The organism is Anaerolineales bacterium (assembly GCA_016928575.1).
Taxonomy (GTDB): domain Bacteria; phylum Chloroflexota; class Anaerolineae; order Anaerolineales; family RBG-16-64-43; genus JAFGKK01.
On sequence record JAFGKK010000062.1, the window covers coordinates 1 to 26784 of the forward strand.

General features: G+C 64.2%; 19 protein-coding genes. 3 read left to right on the forward strand and 16 right to left on the reverse strand.

The genetic code is table 11. The annotated features are described in order from the left end of the window. Positions 1-115: 115 nt before the first annotated feature. Both JW929_08135 and JW929_08140 read right to left on the reverse strand, forming a co-directional pair. The gene (locus tag JW929_08135) at positions 116-2239 is read right to left on the reverse strand and encodes a phosphotransferase (GenBank protein ID MBN1439361.1); all 2124 of its coding nucleotides are present in this window, start codon (positions 2237-2239) and stop codon (positions 116-118) included. Continuing rightward, on the reverse strand, positions 2236-2382 hold the full coding sequence (locus JW929_08140) for a hypothetical protein (GenBank protein MBN1439362.1): 147 nt from the start codon (positions 2380-2382) through the stop codon (positions 2236-2238). Before JW929_08140 ends, JW929_08135 begins: the two co-directional genes overlap by 4 nt. Before the next feature lie 78 nt (positions 2383-2460). Here JW929_08140 and JW929_08145 point away from each other — a divergent pair, with 78 nt between their 5' ends. Next, complete coding sequence (locus JW929_08145) at positions 2461-3540, forward strand: winged helix-turn-helix domain-containing protein (protein MBN1439363.1); 1080 nt, start codon at positions 2461-2463, stop codon at positions 3538-3540. Between the two features lie 298 nt (positions 3541-3838). On the opposite strand, the gene JW929_08150 is transcribed toward JW929_08145, so the two are convergent. From JW929_08150 to JW929_08175, 6 genes are all read right to left on the reverse strand, one after another. After that, the gene (locus JW929_08150; GenBank protein ID MBN1439364.1) at positions 3839-4087 is read right to left on the reverse strand and encodes a hypothetical protein; all 249 of its coding nucleotides are present in this window, start codon (positions 4085-4087) and stop codon (positions 3839-3841) included. A gap of 118 nt (positions 4088-4205) precedes the next feature. After that, positions 4206-5258 (reverse strand): glycoside hydrolase family 88 protein, encoded by a 1053-nt coding sequence (locus JW929_08155; protein ID MBN1439365.1) that lies wholly within the window; start codon positions 5256-5258, stop codon positions 4206-4208. Positions 5259-5470: 212 nt separating this feature from the next. After that, complete coding sequence (locus JW929_08160; GenBank protein MBN1439366.1) at positions 5471-7780, reverse strand: endo-1,4-beta-xylanase; 2310 nt, start codon at positions 7778-7780, stop codon at positions 5471-5473. Positions 7781-8254: 474 nt separating this feature from the next. Beyond that, on the reverse strand, positions 8255-9664 hold the full coding sequence (locus JW929_08165) for a hypothetical protein (protein ID MBN1439367.1): 1410 nt from the start codon (positions 9662-9664) through the stop codon (positions 8255-8257). Then, positions 9661-10296: a hypothetical protein gene (locus JW929_08170; protein MBN1439368.1), complete on the reverse strand. Its 636-nt coding sequence runs from the start codon at positions 10294-10296 to the stop codon at positions 9661-9663. The genes JW929_08165 and JW929_08170 overlap by 4 nt, the downstream gene beginning before the upstream one ends. 217 nt (positions 10297-10513) lie before the next feature. Beyond that, a complete protein-coding gene (locus tag JW929_08175) occupies positions 10514-10888 on the reverse strand; it encodes a hypothetical protein (protein ID MBN1439369.1) in 375 nt (124 codons plus the stop codon). 487 nt (positions 10889-11375) lie between these two features. Between JW929_08175 and JW929_08180 the strand changes: the two genes are divergently transcribed. Further along, positions 11376-13094 carry a hypothetical protein gene (locus JW929_08180; GenBank protein MBN1439370.1) on the forward strand — a complete coding sequence of 573 codons (1719 nt, stop codon included), beginning with the start codon at positions 11376-11378 and terminating at the stop codon, positions 13092-13094. On the opposite strand, the gene JW929_08185 is transcribed toward JW929_08180, so the two are convergent. The 6 genes from JW929_08185 to JW929_08210 all read right to left on the reverse strand — a co-directional run bounded on the left by JW929_08185 (position 13077) and on the right by JW929_08210 (position 21746). Then, positions 13077-13682, reverse strand: coding sequence for a YcxB family protein (locus JW929_08185; GenBank protein ID MBN1439371.1), 606 nt, complete (start codon positions 13680-13682; stop codon positions 13077-13079). The genes JW929_08180 and JW929_08185 overlap by 18 nt on opposite strands. Positions 13683-14125: 443 nt before the next feature. Further along, positions 14126-14839: a ClbS/DfsB family four-helix bundle protein gene (locus JW929_08190; protein MBN1439372.1), complete on the reverse strand. Its 714-nt coding sequence runs from the start codon at positions 14837-14839 to the stop codon at positions 14126-14128. A gap of 206 nt (positions 14840-15045) precedes the next feature. Beyond that, on the reverse strand, positions 15046-15675 hold the full coding sequence (locus JW929_08195; GenBank protein ID MBN1439373.1) for a hypothetical protein: 630 nt from the start codon (positions 15673-15675) through the stop codon (positions 15046-15048). A gap of 488 nt (positions 15676-16163) precedes the next feature. After that, on the reverse strand, positions 16164-16595 hold the full coding sequence (locus JW929_08200; GenBank protein MBN1439374.1) for a hypothetical protein: 432 nt from the start codon (positions 16593-16595) through the stop codon (positions 16164-16166). Continuing rightward, positions 16583-20497: a DNA polymerase III subunit alpha gene (locus JW929_08205; protein ID MBN1439375.1), complete on the reverse strand. Its 3915-nt coding sequence runs from the start codon at positions 20495-20497 to the stop codon at positions 16583-16585. Before JW929_08205 ends, JW929_08200 begins: the two co-directional genes overlap by 13 nt. Positions 20498-20966: 469 nt before the next feature. Beyond that, positions 20967-21746 carry a thermonuclease family protein gene (locus tag JW929_08210; GenBank protein ID MBN1439376.1) on the reverse strand — a complete coding sequence of 260 codons (780 nt, stop codon included), beginning with the start codon at positions 21744-21746 and terminating at the stop codon, positions 20967-20969. Positions 21747-21944: 198 nt separating this feature from the next. Here JW929_08210 and JW929_08215 point away from each other — a divergent pair, with 198 nt between their 5' ends. Further along, a complete protein-coding gene (locus tag JW929_08215; GenBank protein MBN1439377.1) occupies positions 21945-23330 on the forward strand; it encodes a PD40 domain-containing protein in 1386 nt (461 codons plus the stop codon). Between the two features lie 203 nt (positions 23331-23533). Here JW929_08215 and JW929_08220 read toward each other — a convergent pair whose 3' ends face one another. Further along, positions 23534-25732 carry a glycosyltransferase family 39 protein gene (locus tag JW929_08220; GenBank protein MBN1439378.1) on the reverse strand — a complete coding sequence of 733 codons (2199 nt, stop codon included), beginning with the start codon at positions 25730-25732 and terminating at the stop codon, positions 23534-23536. Between the two features lie 159 nt (positions 25733-25891). After that, positions 25892-26560, reverse strand: coding sequence for a DUF4332 domain-containing protein (locus JW929_08225; protein MBN1439379.1), 669 nt, complete (start codon positions 26558-26560; stop codon positions 25892-25894). Between the last annotated feature and the right edge of the window lie 224 nt (positions 26561-26784).

A 26784-nucleotide genomic window follows, 5' to 3' on the forward strand; every position in this document is an offset into this window, starting at 1 on the left:
TAAACCCACCCCCGGCGAAGAACGCGCCGAGGGCCGGCGCGGGAATGACGGACTATCTCCGGCTGGGAATTTTCCACAAATACCATTAATTACTTTATCGACAGCCCCGCGGTCTTCACGCTAGCTGCGTCTGCAGATGGGCCGCGTACACCAGGAGGAAATTGCGCTGAGTCGGATCGAGGTTGGTGTGTTTCAACTCGCCGAGCGCCGAAAGGAACAGCGCCAGCCGGTATTCACGCGGCTGCGCCGGATTGAACAGGCACCGCCCGGCGACGGATTCCATCGCTTCCATCAGCCGGAAAACCGGCGGGATGGGCTTTTTCCCCTGCAGGAGCCCGGCCAACGCGCACGGATCCCCCAGGGCGGGAGCCACGACATGGGCGGCGATCTCGGCCTGCAGGTGAGCGAAATCGGCGAGCGTGTGGCCCTCCCGCGTCTGTGCGAAATCGATCAGCCAGACCGTCCCGCCCGGACCGGCGAGGATGTTTTCGAGGTTAAGGTCGCCGTGCAGGATGGATTGGGTGCCCCGGATTCGTTCCGCCAAACGGTTCTCGAGCGCCGCGAACGGATCGGGCAACCCGCACAGATCCAAGCCCGCCGTCAACTCCTCGAGCAGGGTTTTCCGCGTGGCGACGATCCGTCCGACAGCGCCATCCGCGTAGTCGGCGCTCCGCCACCGCACCCGCAGGGCCGGCTGGCCCGGCGGCGGCTCGCCGCGCAGGGAGAGGGATTTCCCGCCCGGGCGGATTTCCGCACAACGGAAATTTTTCAAGCGCACGGTCCGGCCGATCGCGCCCGCCGAATCGGCCGGCGCGGCGCGGCCGTCGAAGACCGCCTCCGCCCTGCCCGGCGCCGGTTCGAGGACGAAATGCGCCGGCAGGGCCCGGTCATATTCCTGCAAAGCGCGGAAGGCATATGGCTTGCGCTGCATCCACCAGCCCGGGCCGAAGGTGTCGAAAAGCCGCTCGAGGTACGCCGGATCGGGGTTTTCCAGCAGGGCCGACCGCAGGCTGACCGGCTTCTTCCCCGGCTCGCCGATGAAGGTGTAGCGCAAGGCCGCCGATGCGGGGCGGCCCGGCCGGGCGCGCGTCGAATCAGTGACGGGAACTTCCTGGATCCGGGCGGTGATCGGCGGGAGCGTATCCTTGACGAAGGCTTCGTAGTTCTCGTACTCGCGACGTACGGCTTCCGAATCGCCGAGCTTGGCGATGGTGTAAGCGTCGCTGCGGCTGTCGGCCCGCACCGGCAGAACGAGGAAGGTCCGCGCGCCGGAATACCCGGAGCGGAATTCGGCCTCGAGCGTGATCCGGGCGTAGGCCCGGAAGAGGATCCGCAGCAGGTTCTGCTCCGCGGGGGCCAGCGCGAGGCCCGCGGGCAGTTCGATGATCAGCCGCCGGTTGGGGGCGGCGGAGCGCAGGCGTTTGCCCTTCGGCCGCAGGATGTACGCCGTCAGCGGGATGCTGAACGCGCCGCCGATCCCGAGCCCGGCGAATCCGGCGCCGGCCGCCTGGCGCGCGGTCAGCCCCAGGAAAGAGAGGACGTTCACCGTCAGCGAGCGCGAATACAGCTCGCGTTCGCGGATAGGACCCGTCTGCGATTCGATCGGGACCCAGCGCAGGAGCAGGACGAGCGATATCCGTTGGCGGCCGGCGCTGCGGGGTGTGAGGGTCCAACGCCAGGTGACAGGTTCCCCCTCGGGAAGCGCGCGCACCTGTTCGCCCTCGGGCGAAAGTAGGAAGCCCGCGGCGTCGACCCGCGCCGAGGCCCACAGGGAATAACCTTCCAACCGCGCCACCGTCACCGCATTGTTGCGGACGGTGTGCTCCTCGAACTCGGCTGTGACCAGGTATCCTTCCCGCAAGGGAATCAGCGAAAGCCGCAGGGCGTCGGATTCGCCCAGCCGCATTTGCGGCGGCCACTCCACCTCGAGCATCCTTTCCTCGCGCACCTCCAACACTCCGGAAGCGGACGTTGGTTTTTCCTGCGTGGTAAACGCCGTCGCGCGGGGGGTGGGGTAGAACATGGAAGTGGCGGAGGGAAAGGTCGTCGGGGGCGGGCTTTTCGCCACCTTCGCCGTGGGCGCCTGCGCCGCCCCGGGTTTCGGCGTCGCGACAACGGCCTTAATGGGGCCCATGGCGCCGCCGCAGCCCGCGGCGAAGATGATCATTCCTGCGCCGGCCAGGATCACGGCGGCTCCGCGCAGACGACGGTTCCAGCCCGAGCGGCGGTGGGAGTTCATGGCAAGCCAAACAGATTTGAGAAGATCACGATCTGCTCGCGGACGGACGAGAGCGGCCAAAACGCGTAAAGGATCGCCGCGCAGGAGACGCAAACGACGGCGATTCCCAAAACCGCAAGCAGGATCCTCGGCCGCATCGGCATGCGAATAGTATAATTCGGCGCGGCAACGCCCGCAATCGCCGATCCGAGCGTCCTCACAACCGGAGCAGGATTTTTCCAATGTCCGTTCGCGACGAGTATCCGCCCGACTACCGCTCGCGCGAGATCGCGCAGATCCTCGCGGCGGTCCGCGCCGGGGAATGCGTCTCGTTGATCGGGCTCAGCGGCGCCGGAAAGAGCAACCTGCTCGTCCACCTGGCCCGCTCGCATTCCACTCCTGGCCTTCCCATTCTGTTGGTCGACGGCAACCGGCTGTCCGCCCTCACCGCCCCGGCGCTGATCCGCCTGATCTGCGAATCCGCGGCGGACGGGGAGGACGCCGGATGCGCGGACGGGCTTCCCGCGCTGGAAGCCCTGTTGCATAGACGTCTGGATCCCTCCGCCGGTTCCCTCTGCCTGGCTCTCGATCTCAGCATGCCGTTCGGCCGCGCGCCCGCTCTGGCCGCGGACCCGGCGCTGAACGGAAACCTGCGCGCCCTGCGCGATTCGTGGAAATACCGGCTGACGTACGTCCTGGCGACGCGTCACGCCCTGCCGGAGCACACCGAACTATCCGAGTTGTGCTACGCCCGCACAATCCGGCTCGGGCCGCTCTCGGCCGCGGACGCGCATTGGACGGCGGCCCGCTTCGCCGAGCGCCGCGGAATCTCCTTCGAGGCGGGCGCGGTCGAGAAGCTCATCGCCGCCACGCGCGGCTACCCCGCTTTGCTGCGGGCCGCCTGCGATGCCTGCGCCGCGGGCGCAAAGTCGGACGTTGCGGAGCTCGGCGCCCATTCCGCCGTCCGCAAGCGGCTGGAGGAATTCTGGGCCGACAACCCGAGCGACGAGGAAATCCGGACCGCCGGATTGGAGGGGTTGCCGCTCCTCGCCGCCGGCCGTCCCGCCGCCCTCTCCGCGGACCGGTTGACCGCCAAGGAAGCCCTGCTGCTCGCATACCTGCAGAAGCACGCCGGGGAGATCTGCTCCAAGGACGATCTGATCCGCGCCGTGTGGCCGGAGGACCGGGTCTTCGAGCGCGGCGTGCGCGACGACAGCCTGGCCCAACTGGTGCGCCGCCTGCGCGAAAAGGTCGAGGCGGATCCATCGCACCCGGCGAAGATTCAAACGGTGACGGGGCGGGGATACCGTTATTCCAGGTGAAGAGGGTTCATTTGCAAAGGATCCGTCGCCACTTTTTCCATTGGCTTCTGCGATATGTACCGCCTCGAGGGGCGGCGGCATTGGTGAAGCTGTACTTTAGAGAGGTGCGCGTCCATATTTCCATCCCATCCCTCCTCCCCCCTTCCCCCTCCTCCCCTCCCGTGATATGGGAGGGGAGGAGGGGGCGATGGATGCGTCGGGAAAGGATGATGGAACTGCAGGGGGAGGTAGGATGGGACAGCCGCGCGCCGGATCAGGCCGGCGGGCCGAACTCGAGCATGCCCAATCCGGACGAGTGCTAGAACGGATGGCTGCTCGGATCGTGCCAGATGGCGACGCTGTCGCGCCGGCCGTCGCCGTCTTCGTCGTGGTTAACATGGAATTCGAGGCCGATCCGCGGGCCTTCCTCCGGCCGGATGGCGAACAACTCGATCCTCGCCTTCACCATGCGTCCGCCGGGGGCGATCCAGACCGCGCTTCGGATGAATTCCTCCTTCGCGCCGCCCCGGAAGCTGTGGAAGTTATCGAAGTTAACAATGTTCGTCATGCCCGCGCCTGCCCCGCGGAGTGCGCGGGTTCGGTGACTGGAACCTACGCGGTCACGAAGCGGGGTGCTCGTAGCCGGCATCCATGGGCGATGATCGTCCTGCCCGCTGCCGGCGGGATCAGCGCAACAGCGCCGAGGCGGTCCAGAGCAGCGGCGCCTGGCCGTGCAGATCGCCGACGACGCGCGGTCGAGCAAGGTAATACCCGGCCGAATCTCCCGTCGGGGTTCCGGTACACACCTCGCGCACGTTCCCGCCCCCGTCGACGTATTGCGCCAGCCCGAGCCAAGCTTTGCGCGCCGCCCGCGCGTAGGCCGCTTGCTCCAGCCAGCGCTGCTTCACCCCGCAGACCATCGCGAACGCGAACATGCCCGAGGCCGAGGTTTCCGGCCAGGCCCCGGGGTCATCGAGCAGCTGGCGCCATAAACCGTCGCCGCCCTGACAATCCAGCAATGCAGACATCATCCGCGTGTAGCCGGCGAGAATCCGTGCGCGCCGCGGATGATCGGGCGCCAGCGCGCGCAGCAATTCCGCCATGCCGGCGGCCATCCAGCCGTTGCCACGTCCCCAAAAAAACCGCGCATCGGGCGCGTGGAAAAAGAGGCCGTTCGATTGCTGAAGCCGGTCGAGGTAGGCGGACATCGCCAGCGCGGTTCGGTCGAGGCAGCGCGGATCTCCGGCGGCGCGGTACGCCTGCACTTGCAGGATCGTAATCATGTACATGTCATCGATCCAGTAGCGGGCTTCGGCGGTGATGCCATCCGGGCCGGCGGATTCCCATTGCCTCTCCGCGATGTCCATGCCCAGGTCGAGGTATTTCCATTCCCCCGTCTGCAGATGGATCTCCAGCGGGACCGCGCCGGCGACGCGGTAATCCACGTGGGCTTCGGGCGATATCCTTTGGGAGACTTCGGCGATCAACGGGATGTCGAACTTGCGGATCAGCCTGTCCCGTAGGCCGGTGTCGCCCGAGAGGGCTGCGAAGGTCAGCGCCCCATAGCCGGCGCAGACATCAGGGTAGTATAGGAAACCGTCATGCCATTCGAACGGGCGCTCGGCGTAGTTCCCGGCGATCCGCTCGCCGACTTCGCGCGGGGAAAAGCCCGCCGGCCACCGGCGGAGCTCCGTCCGCCCGGAGAGGATCCGCGGCTTCGATTTTCTTCGAGCAGGCATGCTCGAGCCTCCCGGCGGCCGCCCTTGCCCCGGCCGTCCCTTCCGCAGGAGTTTGCTTCCGGTATTGTATCCGCATTCTCCGGACGGCCGCCGCCGGTCCTCCGAAGAGCCGCGGCGGAAATGAAAAGAGGGACATGGAGAGCATCCATGTCCCTCTCTCCGCAATGCACCGTATCAGATCGAAGGGAACAACCGTGCGGCCGGGCGGCCGGTCATTTCGGCTTGCCGAACTCGAGCACGCCCATCCCGGAGGTGTTTTGGTAAGTCTCGTTGGTCGGATCGAACCATTTGGCGATGCTGTCCCGCACGCCGTCGCCGTCCTCGTCGTTGTTAACCTGGAAGTCGAAGCCGATCCGCCCGCCCTCCGCCGGAACGACGTAATCGAATTTTATCGACAACTCGACGACGTAGCCGCCGGAGACGACCCGCGCGGCGCTTTTGATCAATTCGGGCTTCGCGTCGCCGTTGAAGGTCTGGTAGTTTTCGAAGTTGATCCGGTACTGGGCATCGTCGGCCTCGTAGGTGGGGGTCTTGGCGTTGTTCTGATCCAGGAACACTTCGATCGAATCCTGCTCCCACGAGTTGCCGGAGGCCTTGCTCAGCAGTTTGTCGGTCACCACCGCGTAGACATAGAGGTATTCGCCGTCCCACAGCGTGCGGACCTTGGCCGTCGCGCCGCTCGAGCCCAGCGCCCAAACGTCGGTGGAGATCTCGTTGGCCGCGGCCCACACCGCATCCTCGACGCCGTCGATCACGGGCGTGCCCGGCACCGCGACCGCCACCGCGACGGATTTCACGAAGGCCAGGGTCCCGTAGTTGGCCGTGCCGGAATCCTGGCCGTGGGTCGTGTCGTTCCACGACAGCGGGGAATCCGGCTGGGCGCCGTCGGTGACGCGCAGGTCGAAGCCGATTTCCCGCTTGAGGGTGGATTCCTGGTCCAGCGGGAACGCCGCCTCCAGCCGGTACCCGTCCTCGGCCGCCGTCCAGATGAACTCGGCGCCGTCGGCGCCCGTGCATCCCTCCGCGCGGCAGACGGCGTGGATCTCGTCGCCCTCGTAGGCCTCGGTCTTGCCGTTGTTCTGGTCGATGTAGATCTCAACCGCGTCCGCCCCGTCCGGAGTGGAATCCTTGACGTCCGCGAACACGTAGAGGCGTTGCTTGTCCCATAGGGTTTGGAAGGAAGCGGAGAGGGCGCCCTCCTCGCCGATCCGGGTCCAGGAGCGCATATCCCAGAGGGATTCGGGCTCGCCGTCGATCGCCGGCGTCCCCTGCGAGGAATCCAGATGCTTGGTCCGCACCGGCAGCTGCGACGGATCCACAATCCCCCAATAGGCGGGTTTGGGCTGCAGGTTTTCGTCGAAGGGCAGGGGCAGGTTAATCCGGGTGACGGGAAACGTCTTCAGCCAGGTGTGGTCGTCGGCCATGCCCCAGAAGGTCACCGATTGGATGTTCTCGGCCTGGCGCCGAAAGACGTCAAAGATCTCTTGGTAGCGGTACCCTTGCGTCACCAGGATCTCGGCCGGCACTTCCGAGTACCGGTCGCTGTCGTTGGTGTAGATGCTCATGTCCAACTCGGTGACGTGTTGTTCCAAACCCAGTTGGGCGAACATCTCGATCGTCTGCTCGATGGCGGTGGCCGTCGGGTTCTCGATGTTGACGTGCATCTGGTGGCCGACGCCCTCGACCGGGACGCCTTTGGCCCGCAGGTCGCTGACCACCTTATAGAGGCACTTCTGCTTGGCCGGGTCGGTCGTGCCGTAGTCGTTGATCAGCATCACGGCGTCCGGATCCACTTGGTTGGCGACGCGGAACGCCGTCGCGATGTAGTCCGTGCCGGTGAGCAGATACCACTTGCTTTGGCGCATGCAGTCCGGCTGGCTCGCGTCGATCACCTCGTTGACCACGTCCCAGACGTTGACGGAATCCTTGTAGCGGCCGACCACCGCGCGGATGTACTCCTCGAGGCGCCGGAGCACCAGTTGCTTGTTTTCCGGGGTCGCGTACAGCGGCTTGCCTTCGCTGTCGTTGAACATCCACTCCCCGGTCTGCTGGTGCCAGACCAGCGTGTGGCCGTGCACGGCCATGCCGTTGGCCTTGGCGAACTCCGTCAGCCGGTCCGCCCCGGTCCAGTTGAAGGTCCCCTCGCTCGGCCCGATCGACTCGGGCTTCATGACGTTTTCGGCGGTCAGGCTGTTGAAGTGGTGGGTCAGCAGGGCGACATGCCGTTCGCCGTCGAGCTGCGCGGGCTCGAGCGCCGCGCCGACCGGAAAATAATCGGCGAGGGTTTGATACAGCGACGGATACGATTCGATCGGGAGCGGCGTCGACGTGGCCGTCGGGGTGGACGTCGGCGCCGGAGTGTCGGTCGCGGGAACGGCCGTCGGCTTCGGCTTGGCCGTCGCCGTGGCGGTCGCCGTCGCGGCCGCCGGAGCACAAGCCGCCAGGGCGGCCAGCAGCAGGACCGCCGTCAAAGTGGCGGGAAGCGGTCCGGCTGGCTTCGGGCGGGGCGTTTTAAAAGACATGGTTTCCTCCTTTTTCCGTCGGGGTGATTTTCCCCATTATACGGCATGGGAGGATTACGGGGGATGAAAAGGGGGGCCAATCCTTAAGCGCCCCCGAATTCCCGCCGATCATCGCGCAATCGGGACGCATGCAAAGAAGCCGTCCCGCTTCGCAAGGGCAAGCTAAAACCACGAAGGAACAACGCAATATGCCGCTTGGCGTCGTTGAAATGCACTACAGCCGGCCAAATTGAACTACCGCGCGGTAAGCCCTCCGCCTTGCGGGGCATTCATCATCCCGCGAAAGCGGGATAACGCCGGACGACGGAGAAAAGGCGCCGGAGTCGGCGCCGACCGGGAGATCGGCGGCGGAGACCTCATGTCGAGACGGATCAACCTCGATCGGATGATCCTGCGCGCCGGTGAGAATCCCGGCGCTCCGGTCGCGGAGACCGCGGCCGGTGGGCGCCGGGAATCGCGATGCGTCGGTTTTTGCTATCCTTCCGTCAGCCATTCCAGCGCCGCATCCCGGATTTTTTCCACGCTGGCCGTATCCACCCTCTGTTCCGCGTATTCCAGCGCCAGGCTGAGCTTTCCGGAGCAGGTCACCGCGCCCACCACCAGGTTGACGTTGGATATGGGGAATGCGCCGCCGGGATGCAGGATCAACCGGTCAAGTTCCAATCCCCCGTATCGCCGCGGAAATTCCATCCGCGAAAGGTTGGTCACCGCCGTTCCCAGGATGAGCCGGTCCAGCGCCTCCATCTTCTCCCGGCGCTGGATCGACGCGACGATATCCCCGCGCCGGCTGAAGGCCGACAGCTTTGGGTGCCGGGGCCGGGAGGGCGGGACCAAAGCGCCGAGCTTCTTAAAATGCAAGGCTTCCAAGATGCCCGGATCGAGGGCATCCCAGGTCAGAAAATTTTCGCAGAGGTTCTTGTCGGTCAGCAGCGGCCGGAACGCGCGGTGGAACTTGCGCGCGTTGTCCCAAAAGCCGGCCTTAACGTTGTAGCGGAACTTCGGGGCGACCATCCCCGCGTAAAAACCCATCCCTTCGCCGACCGGCTTGCGCAGGCGGCCGCGCACGCTGGCCGCGACGTGGATGTTGTCCTGAAAGGGCCTGACGCCCCGGATCCGGATTTGGGCGCCGGCAAACGCCGCGCTGAGGGCGGAGGTGACCGTCACGCCTTCGGTCCGGCAACGCCCGGCCAGCGCCGCCGTCCGGTCCTCGGAAAGCTCGACCGTGAGCATCCGCGGGTTGATCCACTCCCAATACGCCCGATGGATCTCGGCGTAGTCTTCCTGGTCGAACAGCACCCGTTCCGACTCCCACCGCTTGTTGAAGCGGCGGATGAAAAACCGGACGATCGGATTAAGGGAGAGACCCTGCGGCAGGTTCTCCGGCCCGACGGGCACCGGATCCGGCAGCGGATCCGGCGGGCGTTCCGGATCGCCCAGGTGAAGCATCAGGTCCCGGGCCAGGTAGGCCAGCGAAATGCCGTCGCAGATCATGTGGTGGCAGAGGATGATCACTTCGGAGATTCCCGGGGAACGGACCAGCAGGAAGCGGATCAACGGCCGCGCGCCGAATTCGAAGGGAATTCCGCAGGCCGCCCGGTGCACGGTCATCCAATCGCCATCGGTTTTCCGCAGAAAAAACTCCACCGGGATCTCCCCGGCGCCCTCGGATATGAACCAAGGAATATGGTCCGAATCCTCCTGAACCCGCGCCCTGAGGATGGGATGCCGGGCTTGAAGTCGGCGGACCGCATTCCCCAGCATGCTTTCGGCGACCTCGCCCCGGATCCGGACCGCCATGCTGACGATGGAATAGGGCGACCACCGGAAAAAACGCTCGGCGGGGGTCGCTTTGCGTAAAAAATTTTTATCCGCTGCGGCCATCATGCGCGTCGCCTCCTGGGTCGACAGAAATCCGCTGGGTTATTCGATCCATCGCGGCCCTCCGGAATGGTTGGCGGATCTTCCTTCCGCTGGAAGTGAATACGCACCGGGAAAGACGGGGTTGCGGAAAGCCGCCGTCGAAGGCCGCCGTTTTTCGATCCCCTTTTCACCCACAGGCCGAGGATGACCAACAGCCACGGGCAGATTCCCATGCACACCGCCGCATATGAATTAAAAACCTCCACCCCGCCGTACAGCGGCCGGTTGACCCAGGGATCGTCCGGCAGGTACAGGACGTCCACCCGGCCGATTTCTAATATCATCGGCCACTGCGCTTTGCCCACCGGACACCAAAGATCGCGCCGTCCGGTCCGGTCCGCGTGGGAATACCGCGTCGGATCACCCTCCAGGCGGAACGCGTATTTGATGCTGTATCCCTCCGGACCGTCCTCCGCCTCGGCGTGGGAATCCGTGACCGCCGCCCGGACCAGGACGCCCTGCGAGCGCAGGCGCAGATCGTCGTACGCCGATGCGAAGCCCAGATACAGCATCAGCGGGGAGAAGACCGCGCATAGAAGGATCAGCGGAGCATAGTTTGCGGCTTTTGCCAGAGAGGCGGGCATCTTCGGCGTCATCCGTCATCCGCGGGCGGAGGTGCGTAATCTGCGCAAACGGTCGGGAAACGCCCGGCGCCGCCCGCGGTTTCTGCACTGCGGGGAACACGGGGATGAATGGGCGGGGCAACCCTCCCCGCGCGCGGCGTTTCCGCGTTGGTTTGCGGCCCGGGCGTGCAACGCGGGATCGGGCGCCGTCCGCCGCCGACCGAATGTCCGCGCACGGGCGGTTGGCCCTTCAACTTTTTTCGGTGAGGTATCGGATCGCCGCTTCCCGGTCGGTGAAGATCGTCACGTTCTGGCCGGCGTTCCGCGTCGCCGTCTCCGAAAAATCGTGGGTGTGATCCTCCGGGTCGACGAGCACGGCCACGGTCACCTTCAAGCTGATGCCGGGAGCGTTGCGGATGTCCTGGTTCGCAAACCGGTATGTTTTCGATGCCGGATCGACGTTTCTCGCCTCGGTCACGTCCATCAGATGCTTGGTGATGCCCAATTTTTCGCCAAGCCGATGGGCTTCTTGAATCCGATTTATCAACACGTCGCCGGTAAGGTCCCCCCAATGCTTGGCGATGATGTATTTCCCATCTGCGGAAACGGATAGCTTATACGACATGGCGGCGTCCTTATGCTTTCCCCTTTGCAGAAACCGCCCGGCCAATCGCCCTGCGGCCGACCGTTCTTTGCGGAAAACCGAATATCAGTATACATCAGAAATCCAGAAGGGCGCGCCGCCCAAAGCCCTCTTCCTGTCGCCCCGCTCCCGCGGGATGCGTAAGGCGCCGCAGGCCGCCTTCTCGATAGCCCGTTCCTGCTTTTTGCAGGTGCGGGGGTTGTCCGATAAGCGGAGGGAGGACCGCGTTCCTTTCACCCGCCCCGCCGCTTGGCCAAGACGGCCTAGGGCGGTCAATCCCGAATCCGCATTCCACTGCGGCTGAGGGTCTTTACGCAAACCTCAACCTAGTTTGTGTGTGGAGTATAATCCGGAAGCCCCGCGGGCCGGGAAAACCTGCGCATCCGAATCCCATACCGGCGTCTCGAATTTTCCGGGAAACCGGCGGCGCGGGATGTCCCGGACTTCTCCCCGGGGGCAGGAATCGCCGTTGGAATCACCCATCCCCGAAAAGCGAACCGGCTCGGCGGATCCTCCGCGGCGCTCCGCGTGGGACGTGCTCACCGCCGCGGGGATCGCCCTGTTCCTGATCAACAGCGCCGCGTTTATCCTGCTGGGCCGCTTCAACGCCGACGAAGGCTGGTATCTGTATGCAGGCAAACTCGTCTACGAAGGCCTTCGCCCCTACCAGGATTTTCTATTCACCCAGCCTCCCCTGCTTCCGTATGTCTACGGCTTGGGACAGCATTTTCTGGCGCCGAGCCTCTACCTGGGAAGGGTGACCTCCGCCGCCTTCTCGTTGTCCGCTTTTCTGCTTTCGATCAAAATCGCGGTCCGGTACGGCGGAAAGACGGCCGCCGGGATAACCGCCCTGCTCGGCGGAACGTTCCTCTTCGGCATCTACCATCAGACGATCACCAAAACCTACGCGATCACGGCCTTCCTGTTCCTCCTGGCCTTCTTTCTGCTTGCTTCCTCTTTCGGCCGGTGGATTCGGCTGATCCTGTGCGCCGCGGCCGTCTTGCTGGCGGTCCTCGCCCGGCTCCCGGCCGTCTTCTTCGCCGCCCCATTCCTCCTCTACGCTTTTCTCCGATCCGGAATCCGCGGAAAAATCGTCCTGGGAGCGCTCGGTCTGCTGACCGGCTTGTGGTTTGTGTTCCTCGCCCTGCCGAATCCGTACGCCGAGTTATGGGATGTATATCTGAACTTCCTGGGCCAATGGGGGGATCTCACCGTCGCCGAGCGCTTTTTGCGAATCCTCCGAATCAGCGCCCCGACCCTGGTTTCGCAATTTCCGGGCTATATCCTGCTCGCAGGGATTCTGCTGATCCTCAGCGCACGGCGGCTCGAGGGAGCCCTGCACACGCACCGGCCGTTGTTCCTCACCGCGGCGGGGTTGTTCCTCTTCGGCGCCGCGAACCTGATCACCGGCGGATACCTTGTGGAATACGACGCCCCGCTGTTGTTCGCCGCCTTCCCCATCCTGGGCATCGTGTTCGCGAAGCTGCTGCCGACGATCGGGAAACGCACCCGCATTCTCCTGCAGCTGGCGGTCGCGGCGGCCGCGGCGATGGGGCTGGTGCGCAGCCGGCTGTACTACTACGACCTATCCGGCGGCCGCCTGCCGATCGAGAAAATCCGGGAAGCCGCGGCGGTCGTGGCGCGGCACTCCGCGCTCGGCGATCCGATCTTCGCCCTGGAAGGCCTGCCGGTCGTCCTCGAGGCGGACCGGAAGGTCCTGCCGGGGATGGAACAGGGGCAATTCGGATTTCTCAACGCCGATACCGGCTTTGTCCGCGCGCTCCACGCCGTAAACGGAGAGATCGCCCTGCAGTATCTCGCCGCGGGAGAATCCAAGCTGGTCATCCTGACCGATGCGGATTGGATCCTGTTGCGGAACGCGCCGGAGTACCGGGCCATCGCCGACGCCCTAGCGCGGAACTACGAACCGATCTACCGGGCGGATCATTTCGGCCAATTGAACGTCGAGATTGCGATTTACCGGCGCCGCGCGGGTTCCTCAGACGCGGCCGGCGAGGGTGCGCTGGTTCGGGAGTTGGGTCTGCGCGTCCTGAAAGCGGAGTCGCACCCCGCGGGGCAAAACCGTCCCCGCTCGACCTTGGATCGGTTTTTGGACCCGCGGGTATCGCCCAGCGCCCGCCCAGGGACGGGAAGGGATCGGGCCGGGCCGCTATTGGATTATCTGTAAGAGAATATGCATCGCCGCTGCTATTCCGGCGGCCAGCGCGGCCAATCCGACCACCGCGAAGGTAACGCACGTGAATGCGCTGAAGGGTTTTGCCTTGGGGACGTTGTGCGACCGCAGTCGTTCATAGACAAAAGCCAATTCCTGTTGGCTAAAAAACCTCTTCGGCAACGGGACGGCCTTGTTCTCCGCCAGGTACAATAGCAACAGCCGATCGTTTTCCTTCCACTTGCGGAAATCCTTCCAGGCCCGGGCCGCCTTTCCGACCGAATTGCCGGTGACGATTTCTTTTTCCCCCAGCTCGATATCCACCGGCAGACTCAGTTCCCGATCCTGCTTGTAAAATTGCCGCCACTTCAAAGGCAAATACACCAGGTGGAGGAACGGGATGATCAGCAGGATCGCAAACAACGGCAGGTAATACATCCATTTGCCGACCAGGTCCTTTTCCAGAAAGCCCAACACCGCCAGCAAGGACAAGAAAAAAAAGTAGATCAGGGTGTTGCCGCAATCGACAAACTTGGATTGCCGAAGGTTCAGCCGTTGGAATTCCAGGAAATCATCCTTGGTCAGTTGTCCTCGGATCGTCATCTCGCCTCCTGAACGAATGCCTAAATCGGAGCGCCGCATTCCGGATGTGCCGGGCGCCGCTTAAGCGCTCGGAATAGGTAGGGATGATTCGGGCCGGCTTCCGGCCGTACAGCCCGGTTTGGCTGGATCCATACCCGCCGCGGTGGATGAGCCGGTCGCTTTTCTCCGCCATCGCCGAATCCGGAAGGTCCGGCGCCGAGCGGAAGTTGGGGGCGGCGGGTGCAATCGGCGCAGGAGAATCCGGTGCCCAGCGGTCAATACGACCTGCGGCAGCCCGTCCGCCGGCGCCTTGATGCAGGCTTGCAGGACGACCGTGGAATCCCCAAAGGTGGTGCCGCCGTGCAGTTGCTCGAGGTTCCCGGGAAAGAGCCAGATGGTCGGGTGATCTTTGTTGGTCTTTGCGAAGGGCGGCGACTCAACCGGACGGCGCTTCCTTCCTCACGTCACTCCTTGTAGAGCGCCAGATACTCAGGAGTCTCCCGGATCGATGCGAAGTCGGGATCCTCCTTCGACCATTCCCTCAGGTCCGGATTTAATTCCAGCGCCTCTTTCAACCCCCCGACCGCCTTCCCCTTTTCCCCGATCAGCGCGTAGTGGCAAGCCAGGTTGTATTTCACCGTCCCGTCCCACCGGCTGCCCGCCCCCAAACCCGTCAGCGCCGCCGCCGCCGACTCCTGCAGGTCGGTCGCATATTCCTTAGCGTCCCGTTCAAGATAGACCTGACCCAGATGAATCACCGGATGGACGTATCCCGTCCCCGCGATCGATTTCCACGTCTGCCGTTTGTCGTCCCACATCGCATTCAGGTCCGCCTCGCCGGCCGCCTCGATTTGCTCGAGGAGCCGCCGGTTCGCCTCCGCCGCCTTCGCGAGTATCTCCGTCCAAGGCGAGTCGCGAAACTCGGCGAACTCCTCGGCATTGATCTCCTCATAGTTGTCGTACTTAACCCTTGCCTCTCCGCGGCGCATGGCGGCCAAGTTGGCCGCCATCCGTTCTTTCCAGGCGGCCAAATGGGCGAGCACGTCCTTCGGCGACCACCGGTCCGGCTCCCCGCGGACGGAACGTTCCGATTCGGAAAGATGGACGAACAGGGATTGCTCTTCGCGGTCGATCCTCTTGATCCATTCGATCAATTTGGGTTTAAGCGCCGGCGCCATTTATCCTCCTTGGGCGCGCATGAAGCCCCGGGCGATCTGCCCGACCGATCCCGCCGAATCGGATTTCAGGCTCCGTCGGACCGCCGGAAAGGCCTTCGGCCAAATCCCGGACGACGCCTCGCCCGGCGCAGCAAAGGCCTTCTTTTTCCACCGGGCCGCTTCGGCCGCGGCCGGGCCGGCGCGGGGCCGAAGGCGACTTCGCCGCTCTATTGGAATTTTTTCCGGATCGCGTGATACAGAAGCTTTGTCCCGCCGTAAAAACCTTTCCATCCGAGAAAATTCCCGTCCGCCAAAAACGCTTTCCGACCGTCACCATACTCGATCTGCACCCAGTTGAGTACAAAATCCCTTCCTTGTTTTCCATAACCGACCGTTTTTATGTTCCGAAGGAGCACCTTTTCCTTCCCGCCGAAAAAATCCACGCCATCCTTATGCAATTCCAATGTGCCGACGTCCTGATATGCCAGGGGTTGGAATTTTCGCCATGTATTCTCTTCGGGAAGATACCAAATATTCGTAAATTTGTTGATTTCCAGTCTCCCTTCTTCTATCAGCCTCGCCTTTTTGGCCAAAGTGCCCACGCCCAAGAACAACAGGGAAAACGCCGCTCCGAAAGGCGCCGAGCCACAACACAAAAGCATCGATCCGCAAAGGTAATCCACAATCCCCAAATGCTGGCTGGTGGTCTCGAACAACGGACGTCCCTGTTCATGCAAATATCCCGCATATCCCCCGACACCCATCACCAGCAATCCATACAACATCGTTCCCGCCAATAGAATAATCGACGCCAAAAAATAAATACGGTCGGCGAACCAGAATTTTCCCTGTTCCATTTTTCCTCCGCTGCCGGCGGCCGAAGTCCGGTTGTTTTTCGGCCTGCGCCAAGCCCGCCGATCCCGCGAAAGCGGGAAAAAATAAACCTAATATCTGCTCAAGCTCCCCCTCATCCGCCCTCCCCTCGCTTTCCCTCGGGACAGGCTCTCGGGACAGGATCGGGCACCTTTCCCGGAATTGCGCCGGGACCAGCTTCCCAGCCCCACCTCTGCGGATGAAGATATGCATTTGTTGAAAGCCATCCAGCTTAAGCTATGGGCTGGGAGAAAGACGGGATGAGGGTGGAATAATTGGATAGTTTCCGACTTTTTTCAACCCTGCATCATGTTGTGCAAATACAAAATTTTTTCCATTGGAGTCATTACTGTTTGCTTGTGCTTCCGGTCCGCAATGGGAACAACGCGGTTCCGATCTGACGGGAACACCATTGAGAAAAGAGGCCGGCATCTCCGGCCAGACCGGTGTTCGGCAGATCCTCACCGCAGAATCACGGGGTAGGGCTTACCCCAGCCGCCGCTTTGCGCAGCCAGGGCTTTTCCCGGATCAGCCGCGCCGCCAGCGCCAGCAAGATAAGGATTCCCGCCAGGGTTCCGCCCGGAAAAAAGATGACCGCGATCAGCCCCGCCACCGCGGTGGACCACCAGCCCCAGTGACTGCGAACCGCAAACGCGCACAGCGCGCCGATCAGAAAGGTGCCTTCCAACACCAACATCCAGCCGATCCGGGCGGCGGAGAGCCCCATGGCGCCGAACAATTCCAGCCCGAACCAGGCTGCCGGTCCGCCGCCGGGAAGCGCGGCGCCGGTCCGCGCCGCCAGACCCAGGCCGGTCATCCCGCATCCGGTGAGAATCCCGATCCCGAACGCCGAGTATTCCGGAAATCCGCGCAGGAGATGTTTGAAGGCTCTCACTGAACGCATAGCGGTTTGATCTCCACGCATCCGGCTCCGACCAAGTGCAAAACCTGGCGCTCGAGTTCCGCAGTCCATGAAGTGGTGTTGGTCGGAAACTCCAGGCGGTAGGTCCGCTCGGCCTCGGAAATGTGGAAGGCGAAGCGGTCGGCGCCCGGATACGAAGTCAGCAAGCCGTAGAGGATCCTCAGCCGGCGCGTGTCGCGGGCCCGGTCTCCCGATTCGCGGATGTAGAGCAGGATCATCCGCGGCCCGTCGATTTTCGCCGCCGCGGGAGACTTCGACGTGCCGGCTTTGATCGCCGCCGCCGGATCGATCGCAGCCGGATTGACGTTTGTCGAGGCGGAGTCAGCCTCCGCCGCGGGGCTTCTCCCCGATCCCGATTTCGTCTGCACGGGGCGGATCCCCGCCGGATTGGCCTCCGCCTCCGGATTGTTCTCCCCGATAGCGGCGATCGGGAAGGCCGCATCCGCCTCCCCGGCCGGCGCCGGAACGATGGCGGCTTCCTCAGTAGGACGGATCGCCGCATCGCAGGGCGCCGCCGGCGGATCGGGGTCCGCGGCCGCCTTCGCCGGCGCCGTCGCGGACTCCGCCGTCGGATCCCCCATCGGATCCTCGGGCGGGGGATACCAATCCTCCTCCGCTTGCGCCGCGGTTTCGGCGATCATCTCATAGCGCGCGGCGGCTTGGCGCGCGGCGGCCGCGGCCTTTTGAATGTCGTCCGTGACCGAATCCGCCAGCACCCGCGGCGTTCCGCTGCCACCCTCCGCCTTGCCCTCCACCACCAGAACCGCGTCTTCCTTCACCAAGTCCCCGGCCTTCTTCCAAACCGAAGGAAACAGGATCAACTCGATCGCACCCTGCAGGTCTTCGATCGTTGCGAAGGCCATCGGCTTCCCGCTGCGGGATTGCAGCGCGCGGATGTGCGTCACCATCCCCGCCACGCGGACCTTGGTCTGATTGGGCAGCTCGGCCAAATCCGCGCTCCAGTGAGTGACGATCCGGTCCAGGTTCTCGCGGTAGGCCGAGAGCGGATGGTCGCTGACGTACAGCCCGAGCAATTCCTTCTCCCAAGCCAGCATCGTCCGCCGCGCAACGGGCTTCGCCGCCGCCAGCCGGATCGTCTCCGTCGGGCCGCCGGGTGAGGCGGCGAACAGGCTGATCTGACCGCATTCCTTGGCCCGGGCGTGCGAGCCGGATACTGAAAGGATGCAATCCAGCGTGTCGAGGATCGCCGTCCGCTCTCCCAGGCAGTCCAGCGCGCCCACCTTCACCAAGCTTTCCAGCGCGCGCTTGCCCACCCGGCGCAGGTCCACCCGCGCGGCCAGGTCATCGACCGTTTGAAACTCCCCGCCCCGCTCGCGCTCGACGAGGATCTCGTTCACCGCCCCCTCGCCCACGTTGCGAACCGCACCCAGTCCGTAGCGGATCGCGTATCCGCCCTCGGCGCGCCGCTCAATGGTGAAATCCCACTGGCTGCGGCGGATGTCGGGGGGCAGGACGTCGATTCCCATCCGGCGGCAATCGGCGATGTAGAACCCGACCTTCTCGGTCTGGTTCTTCGAGACCGAAAGCAGGGCGGTCATGAACTCCGCCGGATAGTGCGCCTTGAGGTAGGCCGTCTGGGCGCAGATCACGCCGTAATCCGCGGCGTGGGCCTTGTTGAAGCCGTAGCGCGCGAACCCTTGCCAATCGTCGAAGATGTCGGCCGCCTGGGCGGCGGAGATCTTCATCCTCTGGCCGGCGCCTTCGATGAATTTGGCGCGGTGCTTTTGGATCGAGTCGGCGTTCTTCTTGGAGACGGCCTTGCGCAGGTCGTCGGCTTCGCTGGGCGTGTATCCGGCGATCTCGATCACCGCCCGCATCAGCTGTTCCTGGTAGATGAGGATCCCGTAGGTTTCGCGCAGGATCGGTTCGAGGGCCGGATGTTTGTACTCCACCGGCTGCATCCCGTGCATCCGGGCGATGTAGCTGGGGATGTGCTCGATCGGGCCAGGCCGGAACAGCGCGATCATCGCGATCACGTGGTCCAGCCGGGTCGGCTTCATCTCCATCAGGTAGCGGCGCATCCCCAAGCCTTCCACCTGGAACACGCCGTCCACTTCCCCCCGCCCGAGCAGTTCGAACACCGCCGGATCGTCGGTCGGGATCGTGTTCAGGTCCAGCTCCGCCCCGTGCCGCTCGCGGATCAGGTCGCAGGCCCGCTGCATCACCGTCAGCGTGGCGAGTCCGAGGAAATCCACCTTCAGCAGGCCGAGTTTGTCGAGCACCTGCATCTCGAACTGGGTGATCGCCCCCATCGCGCTTTCTTCCAGACCGCCGCGCGTCATCCGGTGCAGCGGGACGTATTCCACCAGCGGGCGGTCGGAGATCACCACCCCCGCCGCGTGGGTTCCGGCGTTGCGGACCACCCCTTCGAGCTTGAGCGCGGTGTCGATCAGGTGGCGGATGTAGTCGGTGCCTTCGTAGGCTTCGCGCAGCGGCGGCACTTCCTGCAGCGCCTCGCTCAGCGTCAGCGCCTTGCCCTGGCCGGCGGGAATCAGCTTCGCCAGCCGGTCCACCTCCGGCAGAGGGATGTCGAGCACCCGCCCCACATCGCGCACCGCGGCCCGCGCCGCCATCGTCCCGAAGGTGATAATCTGCGCCACCTTGTCGGAGCCGTAGCGCCGCGCCGCGTATTCCAGCATCCGCCCGCGCAGATCGTCCTGGAAATCCAGGTCGATGTCGGGCATGCTCACCCGCGCCGGATTGAGGAAGCGCTCGAAGATCAGTCCGTGGGCGATCGGATCCACCAGCGTGATCCCCAGCGCATAAGCCGTGAGCGATCCGGCCGCCGAACCGCGGGCGTTGTACCAAATCTTCTCCTCGCGCGCCTGGCGGCACAGGTCCCACACGATCAGGAAGTAGTTGTCGAACCCCATCTTGTGGATGATGCTGAGTTCCTTCTCGATCCGCTCGCGGATCTCGTCGGATTCGGCCTGCGGCCCGAAGCGCGCGCGCAATCCCTGCGTGCACAGTTTGCGCAGGTATTCCTCGGAGGTAATCCCTTCTGGAAGCGGGAACACCGGCAGGCGGTAGCCCTGGAAGCCCAGATCCACCGAACAGCGTTCCGCCACCGCCAGGGTGTTGGTGATCGCCGCGGGGGTTTCCGGAAAGAGCGCCCGCATCTCGTCCGGTGTGCGCAGGTAGAAGGTGTCGCCCGACATGCGCATCCGCTTGGCGTCGCTCACCACCGCCTGAGTCTGGATGCACAGCAGGATGTCGTGGGCCGGGGCGTCCTCCCGCAAAACGTAGTGGACGTCGTTGGTCGCCACCAGCCCGAGGCCGAAGCGCGGCGCCATTTCCACCAGCCGGCGGTTCACCTCTTGCAGTTCGGGGATGTTGTGGGATTGCAGTTCGAGGAAGAAGCGTTCGCCGAACACGTCGCGGTACCAGCCCGTCATCCGCTCGGCGTCCTCCGTGCGGCCCTCCGCGAGGGCCCGCGGAATCTCCCCCGCCAGACAGCCGCTGGTGCAGATCAGCCCTGCGGCGTGCGCCGCCAGGTATTCGTGGTCGATGCGCGGCTTGTAGTAGAAGCCCTCCAACTGCGCGGCGGTGGCGATCTGCAGCAGGTTGTGGTATCCGGCGTCGGATTCGGCGATCAGCAGGAGGTGATCCGGATCGCGGTCGGCGCGGCCTTCCTTGTCCTTCATCCCGCGCGGCGCGAGGTAGGCCTCCACCCCGATCAGCGGCCGGATTCCGGCGGCTTTCGCCGCGTGGAAAAATTCCACCGCGCCGAACAGCGTGCCGTGGTCGGTGAGGGCCAGCGCCGGCATGCCGAGTTCCTTGGCGCGCGCGATGAGGCGCGGAATTTTCCCTAATCCATCGAGGAGGGAATATTCCGAATGCACGTGGAGGTGGACAAAGGACATGATCGCTGGTTGCCGCGCCGAAGTGCTGAGATGAACGATCGGAGGTATCGAGGGGCATTATAGCATAGCCGACGCGGGAAAAACACGAGAAGAAGGTCATAGTATCTTAAAAATTTCATGCAACGGAAATCCGATCATTGAATCATCAAAATAGGCCCAAGTAGAATCCTCCCCCGTTTCGGAGTACTTCGAAACGGGGGAGGATAGAGGAGGGGGACGCCTCCAATGAACAACCGGTGCGATTAATTGGGGAATTCAGGGGATTGTTGCTCGTCATGCTCGCGCATGATTCCCGTGGAAAATGTCCGCTTGCGACGGGCATCCTACGGCTTTGCCCGGCCAGGCCGCATCGATAATCCCCGGCCCCCGGCTGCCAACCGGACCTGACAGGTGCACACCTGACAGGTGTGCACCTGTCAGGTCCGGTTCCGTGTCGGGAAATGCCGGGAACACCAGGGGCAGGCGAAGTTCACACCTTCGACCGCCGCCACCCCGCCGCGACCGCCTCCGCTTCGGTGCAGAACCAGCGCTCGCCCTTTTCCGGCTCGATCACCGTCTTCTCGTAGTACTTCTGCCCCGGCATATGGTAGATTTTTTCGCCGTCGGCGGAGATGTTGCCCTTGATCACGCAGCCCGGCGGCGGCGTGACGCACCCCCCGGCACACGATGCACCCGTTTCCGCCCCCCGGGTCGGCGATCCGATCAAGCCCCAGATCCCGCGCCCCGCAAGGCGCGCTTCCTCCTCCGCCACGCGCAAATCCGGATCGCAGGCCGTGTCCGGCGGAAAGTGCCCCGCCCGCGCCAAGCCGAGCCGCACCAGTTCGTGGTTGACAAAAACCCCGTCCACCAGCACGTAGCGCAGCAGCCTTCCGTAGCGGTCGGCCTCGGACAGATCGCGGATCAGCAGGACCGTGCGGCTGGCGACCAGCGCCATGTTCGCCGCCCGTGATTCCTCCGCCAACAGGCCGCCGTCCATTTCCGGCGCGTCGATTCCGATGTAGCGCACACGGAACGGAACGCCGTTCATCTCCACCTGGATCGAATCCCCGTCGGTGATCCCCGTCACCCGCGCCTCGTCCCGCCGTGCCCCCGCAGGGATGCACCCTCCGGCCGCCGTGGCGGTCGCGGTCGCCTCCGCCGGCGCGCTCGAACGCCACGGCGTAGATTCCGGCGTCGCCGAACGCGGTACGCATCCTGTGGATGCCCACAAAAGGATCCAAACGAGTACCCGAATGTTTTTACGACTCATGGATTCCCCCCTGCCAAGGTTGCGGATAATTGTACCGCCTTCCAAAAGCTTGTCATCGCGGATATCCCTGCTGCATTTGTTGTCATTGCGAGCCTGCCCTTGCGTTTGCCCTCGCGCCCACCCTCGCGCCCACCCTCGCGTCCACCCTCGCGAAGCGGGGGAAGCGGGGGATCCCCATCCCGGCTATAATTCCCGCCGATGAGTTATCTCCACCCAAAGCGGCGCGGGCCATCCATTTACCGCATCGCCGCGCTCCTCGCCCTCGGTGCGGCGGCCGGTCTTGCCGCCGCGTTTCTGATCCTCGCCCCTCGGGTCGTCTCCTTCTCGCCCGCCGCGGGCGCGCACACCGGGTCCTTCGCCGCGGTGGAAGTCCGCTTCTCCGTCCCGATGGATTCCGAATGCGCCGCCGATCATTTTTCCGTCGAGCCCGATATCGCCGGCGAACTCACGGTGACAGGCGATACGCTCCGCTTCGCGCCGCACAATCCCTGGCCGGCCGGCGCCGAGGTCCGCGCCTCCATCGCCGCCGGCGCTTGCAGTGCGCGCGGCCTTCCGCTGTTGTTCGGATCTTCCTGGACCTTCTCGCCGTCCCTCGTCCGGATCGCCTATCTGCCCGTCGATCAATCCTCCGGCGGACGTCTGATGGCGGTCCCCGCCGACGGCGGCGAACCCGCAGTCCTCGCCTCCGCCGCCGCTCCGATCCGGGAGTACGACGTCTCCCGGCGCGGGGATTTCGCGGTCTTCACCGCCGGTTCCTCCGGCCGCTCCGCGCAATTGTGGCGAACCTCGCTCGACGGCGCCGAGGCCGAACTGCTGTTGGATTGCGGGGAGGATGCCTGCTCCGATCCGGCGATTTCCCCGGACGGCTCGGCGGCGGCCTTCGTCCGGCGGGCAACCGGCGCGGGCGCGGCCGAAGCCGATCCGTCCGTGGAATTAATCGATCTGGCCGGCGGGGAAATCCGCAGGCTGTCGGCGGAAGGACACGCCGCCGACAGCCCGATCTGGTCCGTGCAGGGCTGGCTTTCCTATTACGACGGCACCTCCGGGGCGATCGTGGTCGACGACCTCGCCGGAGGCCGGACTCTCATTCCGAACGCGACCGGCAGCCCGTGGTCCTGGCTTCCCGACGGATCGGCGCTCGTGTTTGCGGAAGTGTTCGTCAACCTGGAGGGGGAAATCGAGGGGGCCGCCTCGGACGTCTACCACCGCCTCTTTTGGGTGGAGGTGAAGACCAATCGGCGCAAGGAGCTCAGCGGCACAGCGCGCGCCGACGATTCCTCGCCGGCCGTCTCCCCCGACGGGACGAAGCTCGCCTTCGCGCGCAACTTCTTCGACGCCCGCTGGACCCCCGGCCGGCAGTTGTGGGTGATGGACCTCGCCGGCGGCGCGCTGAAGCGGCTGAGTGACTCCCCCGAGTACGGCCATTCCTCCATCCGCTGGAGCCCCGACGGCGCGCGCCTGGCGTTCATGCTGTTCCACGAAACCGCCCCCGGCGACCCGCCGGAGATCTGGCGCCTGAATGCCGACGGCGCCGATCCTCTGCGCCTCGTCGTCGGAGGATACCTGCCGCGCTGGCTTCCATAACGGAACCGGCTCCTATTGATATTCCCCCTCCTCCCAACGGAATACCCCCCGTTGTAGTCCGCCGCCGCCCTCCTCCGCATTCCTTGGATGCGGGAATGCGGAGGAGGGCGGGAAGGGATGGAGGGGAATCGATCGATGTGCCGCGCCAAAGGGTCGGGAACGGATGATGATTGCCGAGGATCCATCCGCGAACCAGAAGCGGGCTATGGATCCTTCAAGAGCGCAAACGATTGCAGAAACGCCTCCATCTCCGCGGAAAACGTTCCGCCTTTTGGAATCCAAACCGCGATCTGGTAGTAGCGGTTCCGGACCAGGTAATTACGGTATTTGATTTTCATCGGCGTACCCCCGTACAGCGCTTCGGCCGCCCCTTCCATGCCGGGATAGTCCCCCAGAGATATCAGGCGGTCTTCCGTCCGAACGCCTTGGTGTTCCGTCAGCCAGCCGTCCAGGGCGCCGTTCAAAAGCGCAGGCGAAGCGTTCGGATCGGCGGCCATTTCCTCCGAGTAGTCGAAGTAGATGATCTCATAGATGCCGTTCGCCCCGCCCTCCGCCGTCAGGATGTTCAGGCGCAGCCCGCCGGCCGCATCCACGTCATGGGTGAACTCATCGAACTCGAGGCCGGCGGGAATCCGGACCGTGAAGTTCCCCGCTTCGGATGTGAAGGTCTGCAGATCCGCGGGAGGGGTGACCGTTCGCCCCAACTCGGATTCGGAAACCGGTCCGTCCGCCGAAGCCGTCTCGGCCGGGTTGGCATAGATCTCCATGATCGGCACGCCGTCGTACGCCAGCTGAAAAACGGGTGCACGCTCGCCGATCCATTGGAAATCCGGGTGGGGCAGGAAGGCGTCGCTTCCGGGATTCTCGCGGGTCGAGCCGATGGTGGTTTGGCGGTATTGCACGACGACGAAATCGGAAGCGGTATGGGTCGCGACCGTCGGGGGGCCGTACTCCGGGAAAAGACTCGCCGCCATATAGGAGGGAAAGGCGATTTTGACGTCAGAGCGGAGCCAGCCATGGACCTGGTAATAAATCATGACGTTATGGCTCCACGGGTCGACCCAGATCGTATCTCCCGGTTGGGCATGCTCGTTTAAGTAAGGAATGGCGGCGGCATACGTTTCACACCAGTACGTAGTCTCCAACCCCAAGCGGGAGGCGCCGGGCAACCCGCCCACGGTTTCGGAATAATAAGAAAGCAGATGCGGGTACAGCCGGGCCATGCCGACGGTTTGCGGAAGAAAGGCCAAGAGCGCGGCCAGGCCGATAATCGGCGCCGCCCATCGCGGCTTGCGCATGCGTTTGGCCGTCCGCCGGATTCCGGCCGCGAGCCATCCGAACCCCATGCCCGCCAGCCCGGCCAGGAAGGGGAAGGCCGGCATGAACAGGCGGTCGTTGTCGTAAACCATGCTTTGGCCTGCGGCCAAGGCCAGGAGCGGCGTCAGGGCATTGAGCACCAGGAGCCCGCCCAAGCCGCCGGCCTCGCTCGGCTTCCAGCCGGCGCGGATTATTCCGGCCCAATACAGCACGGTGAGCGTCAGCGGGACCACGGCCCAGGTCATTACGAAGGGAAAATGCCACGGCGGGGGCATGTACAGCGCTCCCAGATACCATTGCCCGATCTTCCAATGGTCCACGGTTATCCATTCCAGGTAGTCGATCATCCGGGCGGGGAATTCCGGGTAGAGCCAGGGCCAGATGATCAAGGAGACCAGGACACCGGTCAGCGCCATGACGGCGATGCGGACAACCATCCTTCGCCGCCGGCGGAAGACAAGCGCCCACAGCAACAGCGCCGGCGGAAGGAAGACGGCGTTGATCTTGGTCGCGAAGGCCAACCCCCAAAACAGCCCCAGGAGGAGCGTCCATTTCCAACTCGGATCGTCCCTGGTTTTCCAGAACACGAAGGTGACGAACAGGATGGCGCAGGCGGCGGGAACATCCAGGGCGGCCAGGTGGGCGTGGAAGAAGAACCGCGGCAGGGTGAGCAGCGCGGCGGCGGCGGCCAGCCCGGCCGCCGTGCCGAATTCGCCGGCGATCAACAGATACAGCAACCCCACCGCGACGCTGACCAGGATCATGTTGCCCAGGCGATGGGCGGTCAGGTCGTTGAAGATCAGACGCGCTCCGGACCAGACGATCCCCGACCAGATTTTATTAAGCGGCGGGTGCTCGTGGTTGATCGACCAGCTTTCCTCAATTCCCTGCTTCGACATCGCCTTGGCCGGCTGTGCGATCAGCTTGCCGAACCAGGAGCTGTACGACTCGGAGGCGACAATATAATCCGGTTCGTCCCAGGTGAGGCCGATCTTCGACTCGGTCGCCACCAGCAGTACAAGGGTCAGCGCCATAAGCAGAACGGCGTGCGCCTTGCGGTTTTTCGCCCAATCCGGAATGATCATGTGCGGCTCCCCGGAATCCGGTTTTGCAGGATTATATAATGTTCTCCGGTTGCCATAGGTGGGATTTTTCGCGCACGGGGGGAAAACGGCGGAAGGCGTCCGGCGGGCGCGAACGGCGAATTCGGATACGTCAGGCGGGGCGGGATTCAACTGAGTTTTTCAACAGTCTGTCCAGAGATATCCGGCCGCGCGGATCAGGCGTTTCACGTCGCGCAGGCCGATCTTGCCTTTGAAGAATTTCCCGCCCGCGTTGACCCGCTCCAGGGCGGCGCAAAGGCGCTCGGCGTCGGCCTGGGCCAACCCGGCGGCACTCTCCACGCCGGCCTCCACCAGCATCCTGGCCGCCGTCGGGCTCACCCACTGCACCCGGGTCAGGTCGGCACAGCGGAACAGCGCTCGGATTATTTCAGGATCCGCACGGGTGTATTTCGCCAGCGCCGCCCTGCCCGCGGCGGTTCCCGCCGCCCGGGTCAATTCTGCGGCGTCGCGGATCCCCGCTTTTTCAAATTTGGCGATCTCCGCCTTTGGCAGCCAACCGAAGGATGTCAGCGGACAGGGTTTGGGGAACCAGCTTTCGACTTCCCGCCGAAGCAGGGCCAGGTATTGCGGATCGAGGCCGGCGGTTTTGGCGAGAGCGTTCAGGCGCGCCGCGGATTTCCATTCACCGCGCAGTCCGGCAAGCGTGCCGATTCCCCGCCCCTTCAAGGCTTGGCAGGCCTTCCCGATGCCGTCCAACAACGGCATTCGGCTCGGGACGAGATCGGTTTCTTCGATCCGTTTGCGGATCTGCTCAAGGCGGATTTGGCCTGCGCCTTTGGATTGGCTCATCGGCTTAAAGCCTCCGTTTTACATTCATTTTCTTTCGGGCGGCGGGAATCGACAAGGGGGATTTTCCAAAGAAGAATCCTCGAGCAGAGAAATGATTATTCGATTCTCGATCTTTCCGCCTTCGGGAGGGAGGGCGTACATAACCGCGGATTTACCGTAAATGCCGTACCGAGCAGAATCTGCGAATAAGATCCATACACGGTGAAGAGGTTGCCCGCGCGCAC